A 17,594-nucleotide genomic window follows, 5' to 3' on the forward strand; every position below is an offset into this window, starting at 1 on the left:
ACATCCCGCTATTGTGCTGCTATATAATACACGGGTTCAGATATTTGAGACAAAATCATTAATAGACCAGATAAACATTCACGTATAATCACCATCTGTTTTTGCTCTGAATCAGATCGTTAAGTACATGACTATTATTTCTGTTTTGTTCGCCAATATATCATCGGAAGAGTGACGAATATGCTGAAGAAATTTACCTACCTACTGTTATGCTCATTTTTATTCACCAATAGTCTGTCCCTGTTAGCCAAGACCCGTGTGGTTCATGTTGTGGTTGCCCTGTGTGATAACAAATATCAGGGAATCGTTCCGGTGCCGGAAAAAATTGGCAATGGACAAGACCCGGTGAATAATCTGTATTGGGGGGCAGCTTATGGTGTGAAAACCTTCATAAAGAAACAGTCAAACTGGCAACTTGTTACCTCTTCTACCAATCCACAAAAAAACATACTGGAACGTATCGTTTTTAAACATAAAACCGATGATGTTTATCTGGTAGCTGATGCCTATGATGGTCAATATATCGGCCAAACCATTGATGATTTTTATCAATATATTGGCGGTGCTAAAAAAGGCAGTATGGATATCCAACAAAAATCTATCAATACCGGTGGCGGTGCCGATATGGTGGTTTATATTGGCCACAATGGCCTGATGGATTATTCAATTGCTCAGCTTAATTTAACTGCGCCAGAGATAACTAATGAGAAAAACAGAAATCAGAACGCCCAAAGGCAAGCCGCCGTATTTGCCTGTAAAAGTAAGCCCTATTTCCTGCCTCAGTTTGAAAAAACAGGCATTCGTCCGGCAATGATGACCACCAACTTTATGGCACCGGAAGCCTATATTCTGAACGCGTTAGTCGATTCCTGGATTAAAAAGCATTCCCCGGAACAAACTCGCGAAGCGGTTGCACAAGCCTATGCTAAATATCAGAAAATTAGTGTTAAAAGTGCTAAAGGGTTATTTGCTACTCAATAAAGTAAGTAATGATTATTGGTGAAATTAACCAGCGTTTGTTCCTGAATATTTTTAGTCAGGAAATATAAAGGAATACTTATTATGGATGCTTTTAAAAAACGGCGATGGGCTATTGCACTGGTATTGACTGCTATTATTGCAGTTATTATTTGGTTTACCCTGTTCCCATCACGGCAGCATCAGATCCTGTTAACTCATCAGGGAGATAATCCCCCATCTCTGGAACGTTTATTTAAACAATTAGAGAAAGATAACTTCACCACAGAACAACGCTCTTCTTCTGAAACTCTTGCATTTTATCGCTGTGAAACTAAAGAAGATTATCGTTTCACCGGTTCCGGTGTCCGCCATTTCTATTTTAACCGCACTTTCCCAATAAAATCCCCGATTGGCAATGTTTATCCTGATTTCCATTTATATGTTTTAAGTTTTGAAACCGAACAACAGGCCAGCGCATATGCCATAAAGATTAATGCGGCTAAACGTTATTATGATAGTAATGATGATAAGTGCGAATTTGATAAAGCTCCCTGGAAAATTGTCACTAATGGCCCAACGCTGTATTATCTTGATACCAGAGCACAGATGTTGATAGATTTTATCGAACAATACGGCAAGTTATTAGAAAAAGAGTAATTTAACGGTACTACTACAGGGATATCTTATGCTCAGAAAAAGAAGATTTATCATTGCGATACTGTCTGCCGTACTGTTTGCAATGATCTTTTACGTTATCTATTACGCCCGCATTGGCACCGGACGATATTGTAACGAAAGCCCGGAAGTTCGCTGGCGTTTAGCCATTTATACCGGTGAGTGTAACGATGAAACCGGATGTTTTTATTCTAAAAGAACAGGTACCGGCATATTGGAATACTTTGGTATTCGCCCCCGCGCCTGATCAAGGCTGTTGGCCGGCTAGAGATTAAATTTCCTATCGCCTTCTATCTTGGCCTGTAGCAAGAACGCCCATCGCGGCACTTATGATGGCCCTGATAAGAATTCTCTCTGCCTTTCGGTCTATCCCGATGATGATGCCTGTCGTCATCGTCACTGTCGCTATCCAGTAACATTACTGCTGCTGCAATGCCAACTAGCCCAATGATTAACCCGGCTGATGTGACGTCATCTGAATCCATATTTGCGCACCCTACCATCGATAAACAAACGGCACCAATCATTGAATTTCTCAGCCCTGTTTTCATTTTTTTTCTCCCTCTGCTGCCTCCTATTGGGCTGTTTAACAGTACGAGCAATAGCCAATATGCTCAATGCCGCTTAAGGTAAAGTAAGTGAAAAGATTGAGTAAAGCAGGGAGGAAAAACGACTTTCAATTTATTTACTAGAGCGAAATATCAACGATTATCCGAATCAATAATCGTTGAGTTTAGTATTTTTGGCAACAAACACACAGGCATAGGCTTGTTGAGACAAGCCTCAGTAAAACCATATCGCGTTATTGTATTTGCATTAATGCCTTGATTTGCCACCCATCAGGATCTGCCAGATCGTTTAGCATTGAGAAATGTGTCGCTTTCGGTAAGTGGATGAGCCCTACGGTCTCACCAATATTTTCACAAACGACTGCGTAATCTGTCGAATGGCGTACCAGTTCGCTTAACTCCCCAGCACCCACACTAATCAGAGTGGGCGCACCTTTTTGAATATGTAACAATGGACTGTACAAATTAATCTCATCAGTTGTCAGATTTAAACTGTCCTGAAGCCAGCTTAAACTTATCGGTTCCAGATCTACTAAGGCACTAATCATATGGATCTTTGATACTTTCGCGTGAGAACGATATAACGCCGACAAATGTCCCCCGGCAGAATGCCCAGCCAAATATAAAGGATTGCCAACGATTCCGAGGTTATCTGTATCGGTTATGACACGTTCAATTAACATCCCTATTTGTTTAACAATTTCCGTCATTGTTGCCTCTGGGGCTAGCGTATACTCTGCCAGAATAACATTCATTCCGTGAGCAAGCGGTCCTTCAGCAATAAAGGCAAAATCTTCCTTTGTGCAGTTACTCCAATAACCACCATGAATAAACAGATATGTTGGCGCTTTATTAAGCCCACATGATAGAAAATCGTAACGTTCACGAGGTTTATCGCCATATCTCAGGTCGCGTACCCAGTTGTATGTATTGTAGGTTCGAACGCTACATGCCTGGAATTCACGTAATAACTCAGGGAAGTTAGCTGCTGCTTTGGTATTATTATATGCAGCATCAAGCTCTTCTCTATTCATATTTCTGTACAGATTTTTACTCATAATTATTATCCTCAAACAATGGATGCGTTGCATGTGTAATACATTTTCATATCCTTTCATATGTTGAGGGTTAATTCTTGACGCTAACTGCGCTTCTCTCCCTTTGAAATACTTTTTGAAGAATTAAATGATGAGATGAATCAAAATGATGACAGTTATATTGACAGGAAGTATCGGATTGGTCTGATAGGAGACTTATATAACAGAGCTGCTCCCATTATTAGGACTCTTCAGGGAATCCATTTGAGCCAGACCAACCCCTTCCCGGCTTTTGCCGTATTCAACAGAACCTTACTATTAGTTTTTTACGTAATAGACAAACGCCAGTTTATTACCGTCAGGGTCGCGCACATAAGCGCTGTAAAATCCTTCACCATATTGAGGACGAAAACCAGGCGCACCTTCACTGGTGCCGCCATTGGCAAGCGCGACAGCATGCAAACGATCGATAGTATGAATATCCGGTGCATTAAAAGCGGCCATTACGCCGTTACCTGTTGTGGCTTTTTCTTGATTAAATGGGCGACCGACACACAAACCAACACTGTGGTTGTCACTGAATGTCCCCCATGAAGCCCCTTCATCATTACTGCCACCGCGAGGATGACCCAAAATCTCCATCAGCGGATCGTAAAATGCAATCGCCGTAGGAAGATGGTTAGTACCCAGCATGATATAAGAGAACATCCTAAACCTCCTGACTGTTCTATCGCCGCTTTTTAACGAAATGGCGGCTCGTTAAAGGTGCGTAACTTACGCGAGTGTAGCTTATCGCCCTCTGCACGCAGTAAATCTATGGCGCGAATACCGATTTGCAAATGTTCTGATATAGCCCCTTCATAGAAATGGTTCGCCTGACCCGGCAGTTTAATTTCTCCGTGCAGCGGTTTATCAGAAACACATAACAGCGTGCCGTAAGGCACCCGAAAGCGATAGCCCTGAGCGGCAATGGTGGCACTTTCCATATCCACCGCAACCGCACGGCTCAGGTTAAAGCGTCGCGCAGATACTGAAAAACGCAGTTCCCAGTTACGGTCATCGGTAGTGACAACGGTACCGGTTCTCAACCGCAGTTTTACCTCTTCGCCAGGCATTCCACTAACCACTTTAGTGGCGTCATACAAGGCGCGTTGTACTTCTGCAATACTTGGAATGGGAATATCGGGTGGCAACACCGCATCCAGAACATGGTCATCACGTAAATAAGCATGAGCTAAAACATAGTCGCCGATTCTTTGACTTTCACGTAATCCGCCACAATGACCAATCATCAGCCATGCATGAGGACGAAGTACTGCCAGATGGTCACAAATTGTTTTGGCATTGGAAGGTCCTACGCCAATATTGACCAGTGTGATTCCCTGACCAGAAGAGGAAATAAGATGATAAGCCGGCATCTGATGTTTTTTCCAGGCCAGATCTGACGCCGTTCTCTCCGGATCGGCGTTTTCCGCAGTAATATAGCTACCACCGGCGCATGATAGCGCCTGATAAGGGCTGGATGGATCAAGAATCTGTTTGCAGGCCCAACTGATAAATTCATCCACATAGCGACTATAGTTGGTAAACAGAACATAAGGTTGAACATGTTCAACTGGCGTTCCGGTGTAGTGCTTAAGCCGCGCTAAAGAGAAATCGGTACGTAGCGCATCAAAGTGAGATAACGGGAAAGTATCTCCCGTACTCGCCAAACCATCAGTAATATCATCACCAATTTTCGCCAGATCGGTAGTGGGAAAGTGCTGCACAATCCCTGCCGTCATGGTGCGGTCCAGCATCAGATCGGAGCCATCTATCACAAAAGGATAAGGTATCTCTTGCTGTGACGGTGTCACCTCAAAAATGGCAACATAATCATGTTCCAGCAATCCTAACTGTTCCGTCAGATAGCGACGAAACAGATCCGGGCGAGTTATGGTGGTGGTGTATTGCCCCGGATGAGCAAAGCGCCCGTAAGCACGAGTGCGTAAATGTTCCTGAAATTTACCATCCCAACAAACCCGCAGTTGAGGATAGGAAAATAACCCCTGCTCTCTGGCTTTAGGGTCAGGCAAGGTTCCCTGCTGAATAAAAGCACCAATGGCGCTACGCAATGCACTCAAGGCGGATTCATATTGTTGTTCGAGTTTATCGATGGCTTCAGAAGCCGTAAGACGGGTATTAAATGGTTGCTGATTCAAGAGAGCTCCTTTAAGGGCAAATGGAGACAGTCACTAAATTAAGTGGGTTGTGATAATAATAGAATAGCTTATTTATCAGTGGAAGTTTTTGATAAATAAGCGCTGTAGTTAATTTTCCTACAGCGCAGCGATTTTAAAAATTCAAAATCAGAGAGGAACAGCAATCATTCAGATGATGCACGTTGATTTGAAGGCCGGGATTCAAACCATTGTATAATTTGCTGATTAAATTCAGCCGGTGCTTTTTTATTAGTAGACGCAGAGAGCGTTGCCAGCGTGTGCTGGGAGAAAACCTGCCGCATGGCCTGTTCTGCTTCTAACATAATACGATGAATTGAACATACACCTTCAGTTGCCCACTGAGGCGCTTGCCGATCAAATACCGCACAGCGCTCACGTATCTCTTTGCACTCAAATAACCCCTTATTACCATCAACGGCTTCAACCACATCCTTAACCGAGATAGATTCAGGTGAACGAGCCAGATGAAAGCCACCTCTGGCTCCTTCCGTTGAATTCACAATGCCGGACTTTTTTAGTTTAGTAAAAATCTTGGCTAAAAAGTCGACAGGAACTCCCTGCAATTCAGCGAGATCGCGCACGTTTGCTTCTTTGATTCCGTCACGCTGGCTAATATACAACAAACAATGCAGTGCATACTCAACCCCCGAACTGACAAACGCCATGACTCCCCCTGAATAATTAAACCTGTTATTGCTGCGCTAAAGTCTACCGCAGAACGCTTTTGGTGTCCTGCTTATACCGCCATTTCTGGCTGGTTGCACTTAGCCATACTGGTTGCCCACTCTGTGGCCAGTTGGTCCAGGTCATTATGGGCGCGAACTAATGCGGCTTCACGAGCCTCGGCAACGGTAAATTGCAGTGGTTGAGCATCAACAAACTGCGGAGCTTCTACACCAATAAAGGCAAAAGCCGCTTTAAGTACCGGAGTCATGGCATCCATATGACTATAAGGTGAACCCTGACGTAAATCAGCACCGCGAGTAGTAATGAACAGCACTTTCTTATCACCCAGTTTACCAACGGTAGAACCATCCGCCAGTAAATCGTAAGTCACGTTAGTACGGGTAATAGCATCAATAAATGTCTTAAATGTTGATGGAATGGTCCAGTTGTACATTGGCATTGCACATACCAGTACATCAGCATCCATTACTCTCTGACACATGGCGTCAGATGAAGCCAATACCTCATGCATTCTCTCTGTCCGCTCCTCTTTAGGCGTATAGGTTGCCTGCACAAACTCTGCGGAAACGTGAGGCTGAACATCCTCGGTTACATCGAGATAATCAATGTCGAACTCAACACCATTACTTTTCAGTTGCTGAAGAAAATAACGTCCCAGTGCACGTGAGTTAGACCACTGGTGGAATTTTGAGCTCGCATCAATATGTAATATTTTCATTTGTGTTCCATATGCTTAATTGAGAATGAATGCTTAAAATTAACTACGACTATTTTTGTCGTAGTTAAGATATTCCTTTTTATGTTTTACGACAAGAGGAATTTTTCTGATTCAGATCCAATGAAGCGATAAACACCACCATTCAATCATATTCGTTAAAACAGATATGTTTTGTTTGACTCTGATATTTATCACCGTATGATAATCTCTTGGATTTCACCTAATCGGGTATTCATTATGGGGCCATTAACACCACTTCAATTGTTCAAAATATTGTCAGATGAGACTCGTCTGACAATCGTATTATTATTGAAAGATTCCCATGAGCTTTGCGTTTGTGAGTTATGTGAAATCCTTAAACTACCTCAGCCAAAAATATCCCGACATTTAGCCATGCTCAGAGAAACGGGCATTCTGCTCGATCGTCGTGAAGGTAAATGGATTCACTACCGCCTTTCACCCAATATACCGCTGTGGGCTGGTAATATTATTGAGCAAGCCTATAGCAGCGAGCTTAATCAAATAAAAGCAGTTCGTTATTCAGTATTAACAGAGAATAAACAGACTCGTTGTCGATAAATTTTTTATCTATACATATTCGTTTATTCATATATATAAAGTTAAAGCACCAATAATATTCATGGAGATTTTATGTGGTTGGCACTTAGCATTTTTCTTCTCACAATTACTTTGGTTATCTGGCAGCCAAGAGGATTAGGTATTGGCTGGAGTGCCACCCTTGGTGCCCTTCTGGCTTTAATGACCGGAGTGGTTCATCTGAACGATATTCCCGTTGTCTGGAACATTGTCTGGAATGCTACCACAGCCTTTATCGCAGTGATTATCATCAGTCTGTTGCTGGATGAATCAGGCTTTTTTGAATGGGCGGCATTACATGTTGCCCGTTGGGGAAATGGTAATGGTAAGAGGCTTTTTACCTATATTGTTTTATTGGGTGCTGCAGTAGCTGCGCTGTTCGCTAACGATGGTGCAGCCTTAATATTAACGCCAATTGTTATTGCAATGCTTCTGGCATTAGGATTCAGTCGTGGTGCTACATTAGCATTTGTAATGGCGGCAGGATTTATAGCTGATACCGCCAGTTTGCCTTTGGTGGTATCAAATCTGGTTAATATTGTATCAGCCGACTATTTTAATATTAGCTTCAGCAATTATGCTGCCGTTATGGTTCCGGTCAATATCGTGGCTATTCTGGCAACATTAATCATGCTTCACTGCTTCTTTACCCGATCGATCCCCGCTAGCTACGACATGAAGTTATTAAAGTTACCTGAAGAGGCAATACGGGATCGGAAAACCTTTAAAGCCGGGTGGCTAATTTTAGCCCTGTTACTGATTGGATTTTTTGGCTTAAATCATTTAGGAATCCCGGTCAGTCTGGTGGCATCGGTCGGTGCTATTACTCTTTGGATTATTGCACGACGAAGCCGGATTATTGATACCGGTAAGGTGATCCGTGGCGCACCATGGCAGATAGTTATCTTCTCACTAGGTATGTATTTGGTGGTTTATTGCTTACGCAATGCAGGGCTTACCTATTACCTTTCTCAAATTTTAGATCTGTTGGCCGAACAGGGATTATGGGCTGCCACACTGGGTACTGGTTTTCTAACCGCGTTAATGTCAGCAATAATGAATAATATGCCAACAGTGTTGGTTGGCGCCCTTTCAATTGAAGGCAGTTCGGCAACGGGCGTAATAAAGCAGGCGATGATTTATGCCAATGTTATTGGCTGCGATCTTGGCCCCAAAATTACGCCTATTGGTAGTCTGGCGACGCTGCTCTGGCTGCATGTATTAGCACAGAAAAATCTCACCATTACCTGGGGCTATTATTTCCGGGTTGGTATCATTATGACGTTTCCCGTTCTTTTGATAACGTTAATTGCACTGGCAATTCGCCTCTCATTTTTGGTATAAAACTATGCGAAAAATTACTATTTATCATAACCCTGCTTGCGGAACCTCGCGTAATACTCTGGCATTAATCCGTAATAGCGGTGTTGAGCCAACGATTATTTTTTATCTGGAAAATCCCCCCAGCCGCACCGAATTACTTAACATAATTGAAGATCTGCAAATGTCACCCCGAGAGCTGTTGCGTAAAAATGTCGAACCTTATGAAACATTAAATCTATCGCAAGCGCACTGGAACAATAGCCAGATTATTGATTTTATGCTGCAATACCCCATTCTGATTAACCGTCCAATAGTGATTACTGAACTGGGAACTAAACTTTGTCGCCCTTCTGAAGTGGTACTGGAAATATTACCGGATCGCCAATCAGCTGCGTTCACCAAAGAAGACGGCGAACAGATAATTGATGAACAGGGTAATCGGATTATTAAGTAACAATACTCATTAGCAATCTGTCTCTTTCGCTAATCTTTCAGCCTATTGTGTAAGGGAACGTCATGACCGTAAAATTAATCGCCATCGATCTGGATGACACACTGCTTCAGGATGATAAGACCATTTCTCCCGCTGTAAAACAGGCGGTGAGTCAGGCGCAATCTCAGTGTGTTCATATTGTTTTAGCTTCAGGACGCCCTTATAGCGGTATGCGGGGATATATAGAAGAGTTAGGGCTGAATAAAGCTGGCTGTTACTGTATTTCTTATAATGGTGGATTAGTGCAACACGCGAGCAACGGTGAAGTCATTAAGCAAACACTGTTATCCATTGAAGATTATAACCATGTTAGCGCCCTGTCTCTGCATCTTAATATTCATTTTCATGCTCTAACTTACGATGCTCTTTATACACCAAATCGGGATATCAGCACTTATACTGTACGGGAAGCCTTCCTCAGTCATGTTCCGTTAATCTACTGCCCAATTGATGAAATGAACCCAGACCTGATGTTCCCCAAAATGATGTTTATTGACCATCCAAAGGTTCTGGATGCCGCGATAGAAAAAATTCCTGCCAGTTACCATGACAAATACACCCTGGTAAAAAGTTCTCCTTTCTTTCTGGAAGTGCTGCACAAAGATGTCGACAAAGGAGCCGCGGTTAAATTCTTATCCCAACAGCTAAATATCCAGCAATCAGAAGTGATGTGTATTGGCGATCACCATAATGATTTACCGATGCTTAAGTTTGCGGGTATTGGGGTTGCCATGGGAAATGCGTCTGACGAAATTAAGCAACATGCGCAATTTGTCACCCGCACCAACCAGCAAGATGGCGTGGCATTTGCCATTGAGAAATTTTTAGCCTGACCGCTGGAATATTTATCCAGGGGAAATCATGATGCGATTTCCCCTACGACAGTCAGTCAAATACCGGCTGCCAGTTTTCGGTGCGACAGGCTTCAAAACATAAAGCAATTTGCTGTACCGTGGTTTTATCTTCTGAGAGTTCAGGCAGTTGTTCCAGACCAAACCAGCCGCTTTCTAATGTTTCGCTGTTGGCAACAAAATGGCCGCCAATCACTTCGCACTGAACAAAAACTTTGCAGATACCATAGGCATAAACTGGCGTGTTATGAAGATTGCGATCCTGTAGCGCAATTAATCGGGTAGCGATAACATCCAGTCCCGCCTCTTCCTTCACCTCTTTTACCGTATTAGCCCGGATAGACTGATTCACATCCACCCATCCTCCCGGTAAAGACCAATAACCGCTATTTTCTTTGACCAGTAATATTTTTCCCTGCTCAAATATCGCTGCCCGACAGTCCAGTTTCGGGGTTTGGAAACCAGTTTCATTACAGAATACATTAGTGACATGGGCCATTGGCAGGCCGCTATACTGGCTGACAATCTCAGCCGACAGCTCACGAATGCGTTCAAAACGCTCCCGATCGTAAACGTCCTGAGAGTAGTGACATCCCGTCTGACCAATAAACTGCAGCTCAATTGCCCACTTTAACCAGCGTATTTCATCTGATTCAGCTGGTTTCTGCTTCAAAATCAGAAAAATATCATTAGGTAAATTGAGATAGTGATGTGGCGTAAATATGCCTGACTGAATGACAGCCCCATAAAGCTAAAGCAAAATCTATCCCTGCTTCCGACGCCAGCCTGGCACTCTCACCGGATGCGCCAATCCATAAGGTTCCGGATTTATTCTGATCGGTTTGCGGTAAATCACCTGATTGAAAATCAAAACGTATAACCTCAGCGTATTGAGATAAAGACCGATCAAACTGAGCATGTTCAGAACAGAGTATATCCACCCTGCAATTTTGCTGTTTTAACTGCTGTAACAGCAAACCGGCATTATCGGGCAGGCATTCATAATCGAACAAAATATGGCTATAACGCATAGTGACCTGATGAAGGAATCTGAAAGCAAAGTAGCATTATGTTAGCAGTATGATGGGCATTTTACAGCAGGATAAGGGAAGTTATCCGGCACAATGATGGCCACCGGATAACATTTTAGTTACAACGTCACCATTATGCTTGTTGCAAATGTTTCATATGAAACTCAAGGTGTTGTTCAATAAAGCTGGCGATAAAATAGTAGCTGTGGTCATAACCTTGCTGCATACGCAGGGTTAACGGATAGTCGATATCAGCAGCAACCTGCGCTAAGCCTTCCGGCTGAAGCTGCTCGCCAAGAAAGCTATCGTTATCCCCTTGATCTACCAGCATGGGAATGGCTTTTCCCTGATAGTATTTTAACAGTTCACAGGCATCCCATTGTTGCCAGCTCTGGCGATCCTCGCCTAAATAGGTCTGGAATGCATTTTGTCCCCATGGAACGGCCGTTGGATTAACGATGGGTGAAAACGCCGAAACCGAACAGAAACGTTCCGGATTACGTAACGCCATCACCAAGGCACCATGCCCCCCCATCGAGTGACCAGAAATGGATTGAGGTCCGTTAAAACCTAACTTATTGCTTAAGAGGTGAGAAAGTTCATCTCGCAAATAGTCATACATTCTGTAATGCCCGGCCCAGGGCTGTTGGGTAGCATTGAGATAGAATCCAGCTCCCTGACCTAAGTCCCACTGGCTGACATCTGCCACCGCTTCCCCTCTGGGACTGGTATCCGGCATGACTATCGCAATCCCCAGTCGGGCAGCAATACGCTGTGCGCCAGCCTTAGTGGTAAAATTTTCATCATTACAGGTTAATCCTGACAGCCACCATAACAATGGCGGCGATGGCCAACGGGATGAATCAGGAATAAACAGGCTGAAGGTCATCGCGCAGCTAAGGGTGGATGAATGGTGGCGATAGCGCCGCTGACAACCATCAAACACCTTATGTTGCTCAATAAGCTCTAATTCATTCTGCATCTAAAAGCTCCTTTGATAATTTTAGCGATACTGAAGCAGAGCGCGGCAATAAACCTGCGCTCCATCGGGTAATCACTACTTATCGCCAAAGTGGATAACGGTACGAATAGACTTACCTTCATGCATCAGATCAAATGCCTGATTAATCTCTTCCAGCGGTAAAGTATGGGTAATGAATGGATCAAGCTGAATATCACCTTTCATCGCCTGTTCGACCATGCCAGGTAGCTGGCTGCGACCTTTTACACCACCAAAAGCTGAGCCGCGCCATACACGTCCGGTAACCAGTTGGAATGGACGTGTACGAATCTCCTGACCAGCACCGGCTACGCCAATAATGACGCTTTCGCCCCAACCTTTATGGCAGCACTCCAGCGCTGAACGCATCACATCGACATTACCTATACATTCGAAACTGTAATCCACACCACCATCGGTCATTTCAACAATCACGTCCTGAATAGGTTTATCGTAATCTTTAAGATTAATGCAGTCTGTCGCTCCCATCTCTTTAGCCAGTTCAAATTTGTCCTGGTTGATATCAATGGCAATAATACGACCGGCTTTAGCCTGTACCGCACCTTGTATAGCTGCCAGACCAATACCTCCTAAACCAAAGATAGCGACTGTATCTCCAGCTTTAACTTTCGCAGTATTGTGTACGGCGCCAATACCGGTGGTGACACCACAACCCAGCAAGCAAACCTTCTCCAACGGAGCTTCAGGATTGATTTTTGCCAGAGAGATTTCTGCCACAACTGTGTACTCACTGAATGTACTGGTGCCCATATAGTGATAAATAGGCTGGCCATTGTAGGAGAATCGGGTTGTTCCATCAGGCATTAAGCCTTTGCCCTGAGTGGCTCGTACCGCCTGACACAGGTTGGTTTTACCTGATTTACAGAACTTACACTCACCACATTCGGCGGTATACAGAGGAATCACATGATCGCCGGGCTTTAATGACGTGACACCGTCACCAATCTCAACCACAATACCACCGCCTTCATGGCCTAATACTGCAGGAAAAACCCTTCCGGATCGTCACCGGATAGCGTAAAGGCATCCGTATGACACACGCCAGTATGGGTGATACGCACTAAGACTTCGCCTTTCTTTGGTGGAGCAACGTCAATTTCAACAATCTGTAACGGTTTTCCGGCTTCGAAAGCCACAGCAGCACGAGATTTCATAAGGTTTCTCCATCAACATTTATTTAGAACCAGTAACATCAGACTGGTTCGGTAGAAATAGTTACTTCAGATAGGAATGAATAAGACCGGCAAGTTCATCAACCTTAGTGGATTGTAGCTCGCCTGAAGGGAGTATCTCCCGCAGCTCATCACGCAGATGGGTCTCTAAAATGTCGTTCATTAAGCCATTGGCCGCCCCGCGAAATGAGGCTATTTGCTGTAACAGCAACTGGCACTCTTTACCGGACTCCAGCGCTTTTTCTAACGCCTTCACCTGCCCTTTAATTTTACGTACCCGGGTAAGGATTCGTTTTTTATCAGCATCCAACTTTGGCATGGTATCGCCCTCTATATAGTATAGGGGGGTATACTATATTAATATAATAAATTGAGCAAACTGCATCGCTAATAACTGAGTGATTAATAAAAGAAATTCTGACAGCATTGTGGCCTGAAGACTCAGACCACAATACAGAGAGATTAAGCCAGGTCTTCTAAGCGACCGTGCTTTTCATAACGGGAAATTCGAATAACGCCATTGTCATCGTCCACAAACACCACTTTAGGCTGATGGGTCTTCGCCTCTTCTGGTGTCAGTTGGGCATAACACATGATGATCACTTTATCACCCACCTGCACATGGCGGGCGGCGGCGCCATTAAGACAAATCAGACCGCTGCCTCTTTTGCCTGAAATAGTATAGGTTTCAAATCGGCTACCGTTATTGATATTCACAATTTGAACCTTTTCATACTCCAGAATGCCTGAGGCATCTAACAGATCCTGATCAACAGTAATGCTGCCAATATAGTCCAGTTCAGCCTGAATCACTGTTGCCCGATGGATCTTGCTTTTTAACATGGTTAATTCCATGACTGCCTCTTATTCAAAGATCAAACACAAAGTTATCAATTAAGCGCGTTTTACCAATGTAAACCGCCATGGCACACAGAACCGGTGCGTCAATAGTTTCAACCGGCGTCAACTTACTGGCATCAACAATAGAGATATAGTCAATTTTGGCCATCGGTTCCTGCAAAATGCAGTTCTCCATTTGGGAGATAATCACCGAACACTGCTTTTCACCCTGCTGCATCAGCTTTCGACCCAACTGAATGGCACGATACAGACAAAGTGCTGCCTGACGCTGTTCTGCATTTAAATAACTGTTACGTGAACTTTTAGCCAGGCCGTCATGTTCACGGATAATTGGACAACCAACCACCTGAACATCAATATTCAGATCGTTGACCATTTGGCGAATTACCGCCAGTTGCTGCGCATCTTTTTGTCCAAAATAGGCGCGATCGGGCTGAACAATGTTGAAAAGCTTGCTCACCACCGTACAGACTCCACGAAAATGGATTGGACGGCTACGTCCGCACAGCTCTTCGGTCAGGCCTGTCATATCAACAAAACTGCAAAAATTGGCCGAATACATCTCTTCAGCTCGCGGGTGGAAAATCAAGTCCACGCCAGCCTGTTGGCAAAGCAGACTGTCTTTATCAAGATCTCGCGGATAGCTGGCTAAATCTTCCGTTGGCCCAAACTGCATGGGATTAACAAAGATTGAGGTCACTACTCTGTCATTCTCTGCTTTTGCCTGAGTCATCAGACTTTGGTGGCCTTCATGCAGATATCCCATGGTCGGTACCAGACCAACCTGTAGTCCGGCCTTTTTCCAGGCCTTAACCGTTTCCCTTACTTGCTGAATGGTTGTGACTATCTGAACCAAAGTGTCTCTCCTGTTGATACCCGTTATACGCGGGAAAACTCCAGTTGAAGTTTTTCCATAATTGCATCATCGATACGGAAAATATGCTCTTCTGCCGGGAAACTGCCTGACTTGGTTTCCCTGATGTAACTTTCAAAACCCGTTTTCATTTGTTCGCCAACGTTATTGAACTGTTTGGCGAATTTCGGTGTAATTCCACCATATAATCCCAACATATCCTGATAAACCAGTACCTGACCATCACATCCTGCTCCGGCACCAATACCGATGGTAGGTATTGTCAGACATTCTGAAATCAGAACGGCCAACGCGGCGGGGACGCACTCCAACACCACCGCAAATGCGCCAGCTTGTTCAACCGCCAGCGCTGAATGGACAATTCGGCGCGCCGCTTCTTCATCGCGCCCTTGCACTTTAAATCCACCAAATGCATTAACCGATTGTGGCGTTAATCCTAAATGTCCCATCACGGGAATCGCGGCCTGAGTGATAGCTTTAATCTGTGGACAAACCTCTTCACCCCCTTCCAGCTTAACCGCCTGAGCATGGCCTTCTTTTACCAGTCGGCCTGCGTTATACAACGCATCCTGCACGGAAATCTGGTAAGACATAAACGGCATATCGGTTACCACTAACGCACGTTTAGCAGCTCTGGCAACGGCTTTACTATGATGAATCATATCTTCCATCGTCACGGCCAGCGTGTCGTCATAGCCCAGCATAACCATCCCCAGAGAATCACCCACCAATAACGCATTAATTCCCGAATCATCCATCAGTTTAGCGGTTGAAAAGTCATAGGCCGTTAACATGGTGATTTTGTCGCGACTGATTTTTTGCTGTTGTAAGGTCACAACGGTGTTTTTCACTTTTTTAACTCCGCTTCAATGAATGAGTAATCCCGGTCCGGATTCTTTCGTTTGGCTACCGTTAATAAAACCTGTGATAAGCCAATATAAATACTACGTTCCTGCTCACCTAACGCTTCAAGGTGATGGCGAATCGTCATCGCATCACCTCTTTCCAGAGGTCCGGTTAATGCGTTAACCATGCCCGAAGAACAGATATTTTCAGCGTTGCCAAGAAATAAGGCATTCCAGGCTTTATCTGAAAATTCCCGATCGAATCCACACTGCTGAAAAATATCGGAACCTATTTTAGTCAAACCAATCACTAAATTGCTAACCATAACAGAAGCAGCGTGGTACAACGCTTTGTTTTCTGCATTCATGGTTCTTACCGAATTACCAAGAGACTCAATAAGTGTGGTTATTTTTATCAGATTAGTTTGGCTACCTTCAACGGTAAAATAGACCGCAGGTAGAGATTCAACAGAATGAAGTCTGTCATGAATGGCATAAACAGGATGAACGGAATATCCACAGGCACCATATTGTTCAAGACCATCAAACACTGATGATGATAATGCTCCACTACAGTGGCAAATATTTTTCCCCGCAATGGGATACTGCTTCAGTTCTTGCCAAAGTGTTGCAATAGAGGTATCCGGTACGGTTAAAAACAGCGTATCGCAAGCCTGAAGTAAAGAAGAGAGTTGACTGAAAAACTGGCTATTGGTGAAGCTTGCCGCTGCCTGAGCATCATCCAGATTACGGCTATAGTAACCAACAACGTTAATGCCCCGACTGGCAAAATATTTGCCTAAGGTAAAACCTACCTTCCCGGCTCCGATAAACCCTATATTCAAAAGCGTCACCCGACATTTTGTCTATTTGCAGGGCTATACCATAGCGTTAATTTTGCATTTCCGGTAGTAAATGCCAAAAGCGCGCTGGCATATGTTGGCGTTGTTGTCGCTTATTGATTCTTTCTCTAATGGTTATTGCTTTAAAATAGTTTCGCCACAGCGTCTGAAATTGCTGCTCATCTTCCGCTAATAACGTTGGATTAATTTTCCCATCAATCAACGTATTCTCGTCCGGCAATATAATTTCTTCAACTCGTTGCAAATTATAATAAAAACCGTATCCGCGGCGAATGTCATATAGCGCCCAATGCTGATCGGCAAAGCGATCAATAAAGTGATGAAGAGCTAATGGCAAAGTATTGTAGTCCGGAGCTACCGGAGCAAAAAAGATGTTCTCTTTAGTTTTCTGAAAGCGCACAAACTCAATCAAATACATGGTGTCTTTACTGACCTTTTTGGCCAGTTTTAGCATAGCCATCACATCTTCATCAGCAAAGTGTGTTTCAATCGAATGGGGTGCATCAATCACTTTACGGATATAACGGAATATCAGATGGTCTGCTTCAGGCAGATCTGATTGCCACACATGATGAATATGGTTCAATGCCTGTCTGGATAACTTTTTACCCAATGCCGCCCATACCCGATCGGATTTATTCGGATCGGTGACTGTCGTGTGAACCCTCTCCATAAACATCGGTTCAATATCACCTTCTGCCAGGAGCGCCTGCGGAAAATGCTTAATCTTATAGGCATCAAATACTACACTTAACAAGCCATCGAAAGTTTTGTCATAGTAGAAAATAGACATCG

General features: G+C 44.0%; 22 protein-coding genes and 1 pseudogene. 7 read left to right on the top strand and 16 right to left on the bottom strand.

The window, feature by feature from the left end; all coding sequences use genetic code 11:
- Positions 1-180: 180 nt before the first annotated feature.
- From GOL65_RS02960 to GOL65_RS02970, 3 genes are all read left to right on the top strand, one after another.
- Entirely contained in the window at positions 181-981 is an 801-nt protein-coding gene (locus GOL65_RS02960; protein WP_218652000.1) for a hypothetical protein, read from the top strand.
- A gap of 81 nt (positions 982-1,062) precedes the next feature.
- Positions 1,063-1,617, top strand: a complete 555-nt coding sequence (locus GOL65_RS02965) for a hypothetical protein (protein WP_140918707.1) — start codon at positions 1,063-1,065, stop codon at positions 1,615-1,617.
- 28 nt (positions 1,618-1,645) lie between these two features.
- Positions 1,646-1,882: a hypothetical protein gene (locus GOL65_RS02970; protein WP_140918708.1), complete on the top strand. Its 237-nt coding sequence runs from the start codon at positions 1,646-1,648 to the stop codon at positions 1,880-1,882.
- Between the two features lie 43 nt (positions 1,883-1,925).
- Here the strand turns inward: GOL65_RS02970 and GOL65_RS02975 are convergent, their stop codons facing one another.
- The 6 genes from GOL65_RS02975 to GOL65_RS03000 all read right to left on the bottom strand — a co-directional run bounded on the left by GOL65_RS02975 (position 1,926) and on the right by GOL65_RS03000 (position 6,868).
- The gene (locus GOL65_RS02975) at positions 1,926-2,186 is read right to left on the bottom strand and encodes a hypothetical protein (protein ID WP_140918709.1); all 261 of its coding nucleotides are present in this window, start codon (positions 2,184-2,186) and stop codon (positions 1,926-1,928) included.
- Positions 2,187-2,437: 251 nt separating this feature from the next.
- The gene (locus GOL65_RS02980; protein WP_218652001.1) at positions 2,438-3,262 is read right to left on the bottom strand and encodes an alpha/beta hydrolase; all 825 of its coding nucleotides are present in this window, start codon (positions 3,260-3,262) and stop codon (positions 2,438-2,440) included.
- A gap of 297 nt (positions 3,263-3,559) precedes the next feature.
- On the bottom strand, positions 3,560-3,949 hold the full coding sequence (locus GOL65_RS02985) for a VOC family protein (RefSeq protein ID WP_140918710.1): 390 nt from the start codon (positions 3,947-3,949) through the stop codon (positions 3,560-3,562).
- Between the two features lie 32 nt (positions 3,950-3,981).
- Positions 3,982-5,442 carry an AMP nucleosidase gene (locus GOL65_RS02990; protein ID WP_140918711.1) on the bottom strand — a complete coding sequence of 487 codons (1,461 nt, stop codon included), beginning with the start codon at positions 5,440-5,442 and terminating at the stop codon, positions 3,982-3,984.
- Positions 5,443-5,606: 164 nt separating this feature from the next.
- Entirely contained in the window at positions 5,607-6,128 is a 522-nt protein-coding gene (locus tag GOL65_RS02995; RefSeq protein WP_140918712.1) for an RrF2 family transcriptional regulator, read from the bottom strand.
- A gap of 71 nt (positions 6,129-6,199) precedes the next feature.
- Positions 6,200-6,868 carry an FMN-dependent NADH-azoreductase gene (locus GOL65_RS03000; RefSeq protein WP_140918713.1) on the bottom strand — a complete coding sequence of 223 codons (669 nt, stop codon included), beginning with the start codon at positions 6,866-6,868 and terminating at the stop codon, positions 6,200-6,202.
- A gap of 237 nt (positions 6,869-7,105) precedes the next feature.
- Here GOL65_RS03000 and GOL65_RS03005 point away from each other — a divergent pair, with 237 nt between their 5' ends.
- From GOL65_RS03005 to yidA, 4 genes are all read left to right on the top strand, one after another.
- On the top strand, positions 7,106-7,447 hold the full coding sequence (locus tag GOL65_RS03005; protein WP_140918715.1) for a metalloregulator ArsR/SmtB family transcription factor: 342 nt from the start codon (positions 7,106-7,108) through the stop codon (positions 7,445-7,447).
- A gap of 72 nt (positions 7,448-7,519) precedes the next feature.
- The gene (locus GOL65_RS03010) at positions 7,520-8,809 is read left to right on the top strand and encodes an arsenic transporter (protein WP_140918716.1); all 1,290 of its coding nucleotides are present in this window, start codon (positions 7,520-7,522) and stop codon (positions 8,807-8,809) included.
- A 4-nt stretch (positions 8,810-8,813) separates the two neighbouring features.
- A complete protein-coding gene (gene arsC, locus GOL65_RS03015; RefSeq protein ID WP_140918717.1) occupies positions 8,814-9,242 on the top strand; it encodes an arsenate reductase (glutaredoxin) in 429 nt (142 codons plus the stop codon).
- A gap of 62 nt (positions 9,243-9,304) precedes the next feature.
- The gene (gene yidA, locus GOL65_RS03020; RefSeq protein ID WP_140918718.1) at positions 9,305-10,114 is read left to right on the top strand and encodes a sugar-phosphatase; all 810 of its coding nucleotides are present in this window, start codon (positions 9,305-9,307) and stop codon (positions 10,112-10,114) included.
- Positions 10,115-10,166: 52 nt separating this feature from the next.
- On the opposite strand, the gene GOL65_RS03025 is transcribed toward yidA, so the two are convergent.
- From GOL65_RS03025 to GOL65_RS03070, 10 genes and pseudogenes are all read right to left on the bottom strand, one after another.
- Complete coding sequence (locus GOL65_RS03025; protein ID WP_140918719.1) at positions 10,167-10,805, bottom strand: NUDIX hydrolase N-terminal domain-containing protein; 639 nt, start codon at positions 10,803-10,805, stop codon at positions 10,167-10,169.
- 16 nt (positions 10,806-10,821) lie between these two features.
- Positions 10,822-11,163 carry a hypothetical protein gene (locus GOL65_RS03030; RefSeq protein ID WP_140918720.1) on the bottom strand — a complete coding sequence of 114 codons (342 nt, stop codon included), beginning with the start codon at positions 11,161-11,163 and terminating at the stop codon, positions 10,822-10,824.
- Positions 11,164-11,296: 133 nt separating this feature from the next.
- Positions 11,297-12,145 (bottom strand): S-formylglutathione hydrolase, encoded by an 849-nt coding sequence (gene fghA / locus GOL65_RS03035; RefSeq protein ID WP_179038152.1) that lies wholly within the window; start codon positions 12,143-12,145, stop codon positions 11,297-11,299.
- A 75-nt stretch (positions 12,146-12,220) separates the two neighbouring features.
- Positions 12,221-13,338, bottom strand: a pseudogene (locus GOL65_RS03040) (S-(hydroxymethyl)glutathione dehydrogenase/class III alcohol dehydrogenase).
- 61 nt (positions 13,339-13,399) lie between these two features.
- Complete coding sequence (locus GOL65_RS03045) at positions 13,400-13,675, bottom strand: metal/formaldehyde-sensitive transcriptional repressor (RefSeq protein ID WP_140918721.1); 276 nt, start codon at positions 13,673-13,675, stop codon at positions 13,400-13,402.
- A 143-nt stretch (positions 13,676-13,818) separates the two neighbouring features.
- Positions 13,819-14,199, bottom strand: a complete 381-nt coding sequence (panD, locus tag GOL65_RS03050; RefSeq protein ID WP_456085568.1) for an aspartate 1-decarboxylase — start codon at positions 14,197-14,199, stop codon at positions 13,819-13,821.
- Positions 14,200-14,224: 25 nt separating this feature from the next.
- Positions 14,225-15,073, bottom strand: a complete 849-nt coding sequence (gene panC, locus GOL65_RS03055) for a pantoate--beta-alanine ligase (protein WP_140918722.1) — start codon at positions 15,071-15,073, stop codon at positions 14,225-14,227.
- 23 nt (positions 15,074-15,096) lie between these two features.
- Positions 15,097-15,942: a 3-methyl-2-oxobutanoate hydroxymethyltransferase gene (gene panB, locus GOL65_RS03060; protein WP_140918723.1), complete on the bottom strand. Its 846-nt coding sequence runs from the start codon at positions 15,940-15,942 to the stop codon at positions 15,097-15,099.
- Entirely contained in the window at positions 15,939-16,781 is an 843-nt protein-coding gene (locus tag GOL65_RS03065; RefSeq protein ID WP_179038153.1) for a Rossmann-like and DUF2520 domain-containing protein, read from the bottom strand. The genes panB and GOL65_RS03065 overlap by 4 nt, the downstream gene beginning before the upstream one ends.
- A gap of 46 nt (positions 16,782-16,827) precedes the next feature.
- On the bottom strand, positions 16,828-17,592 hold the full coding sequence (locus GOL65_RS03070) for a TIGR03915 family putative DNA repair protein (protein WP_140918725.1): 765 nt from the start codon (positions 17,590-17,592) through the stop codon (positions 16,828-16,830).
- Positions 17,593-17,594 lie beyond the last annotated feature (2 nt).

It is taken from the genome of Limnobaculum xujianqingii (assembly GCF_013394855.1).
GTDB classification, from domain to species: domain Bacteria; phylum Pseudomonadota; class Gammaproteobacteria; order Enterobacterales; family Enterobacteriaceae; genus Limnobaculum; species Limnobaculum xujianqingii.

Bases quoted from the DNA above. Each gene is read 5' to 3' on its own strand.
- GOL65_RS03045 (WP_140918721.1), bottom strand. From the start codon at position 13,675: ATGCCAAAGTTGGATGCTGATAAAAAACGAATCCTTACCCGGGTACGT.
- fghA (WP_179038152.1), bottom strand. From the start codon at position 12,145: ATGCAGAATGAATTAGAGCTTATTGAGCAACATAAGGTGTTTGATGGT.
- GOL65_RS02965 (WP_140918707.1), top strand. From the start codon at position 1,063: ATGGATGCTTTTAAAAAACGGCGATGGGCTATTGCACTGGTATTGACT.
- GOL65_RS03030 (WP_140918720.1), bottom strand. From the start codon at position 11,163: ATGCGTTATAGCCATATTTTGTTCGATTATGAATGCCTGCCCGATAAT.
- GOL65_RS02970 (WP_140918708.1), top strand. From the start codon at position 1,646: ATGCTCAGAAAAAGAAGATTTATCATTGCGATACTGTCTGCCGTACTG.
- GOL65_RS02980 (WP_218652001.1), bottom strand. From the start codon at position 3,262: ATGAGTAAAAATCTGTACAGAAATATGAATAGAGAAGAGCTTGATGCT.
- GOL65_RS03000 (WP_140918713.1), bottom strand. From the start codon at position 6,868: ATGAAAATATTACATATTGATGCGAGCTCAAAATTCCACCAGTGGTCT.
- GOL65_RS03005 (WP_140918715.1), top strand. From the start codon at position 7,106: ATGGGGCCATTAACACCACTTCAATTGTTCAAAATATTGTCAGATGAG.
- GOL65_RS02960 (WP_218652000.1), top strand. From the start codon at position 181: ATGCTGAAGAAATTTACCTACCTACTGTTATGCTCATTTTTATTCACC.
- GOL65_RS03070 (WP_140918725.1), bottom strand. From the start codon at position 17,592: ATGTCTATTTTCTACTATGACAAAACTTTCGATGGCTTGTTAAGTGTA.
- GOL65_RS02995 (WP_140918712.1), bottom strand. From the start codon at position 6,128: ATGGCGTTTGTCAGTTCGGGGGTTGAGTATGCACTGCATTGTTTGTTG.
- yidA (WP_140918718.1), top strand. From the start codon at position 9,305: ATGACCGTAAAATTAATCGCCATCGATCTGGATGACACACTGCTTCAG.
- GOL65_RS03010 (WP_140918716.1), top strand. From the start codon at position 7,520: ATGTGGTTGGCACTTAGCATTTTTCTTCTCACAATTACTTTGGTTATC.
- GOL65_RS02985 (WP_140918710.1), bottom strand. From the start codon at position 3,949: ATGTTCTCTTATATCATGCTGGGTACTAACCATCTTCCTACGGCGATT.
- arsC (WP_140918717.1), top strand. From the start codon at position 8,814: ATGCGAAAAATTACTATTTATCATAACCCTGCTTGCGGAACCTCGCGT.
- panD (WP_456085568.1), bottom strand. From the start codon at position 14,199: ATGTTAAAAAGCAAGATCCATCGGGCAACAGTGATTCAGGCTGAACTG.
- GOL65_RS02975 (WP_140918709.1), bottom strand. From the start codon at position 2,186: ATGAAAACAGGGCTGAGAAATTCAATGATTGGTGCCGTTTGTTTATCG.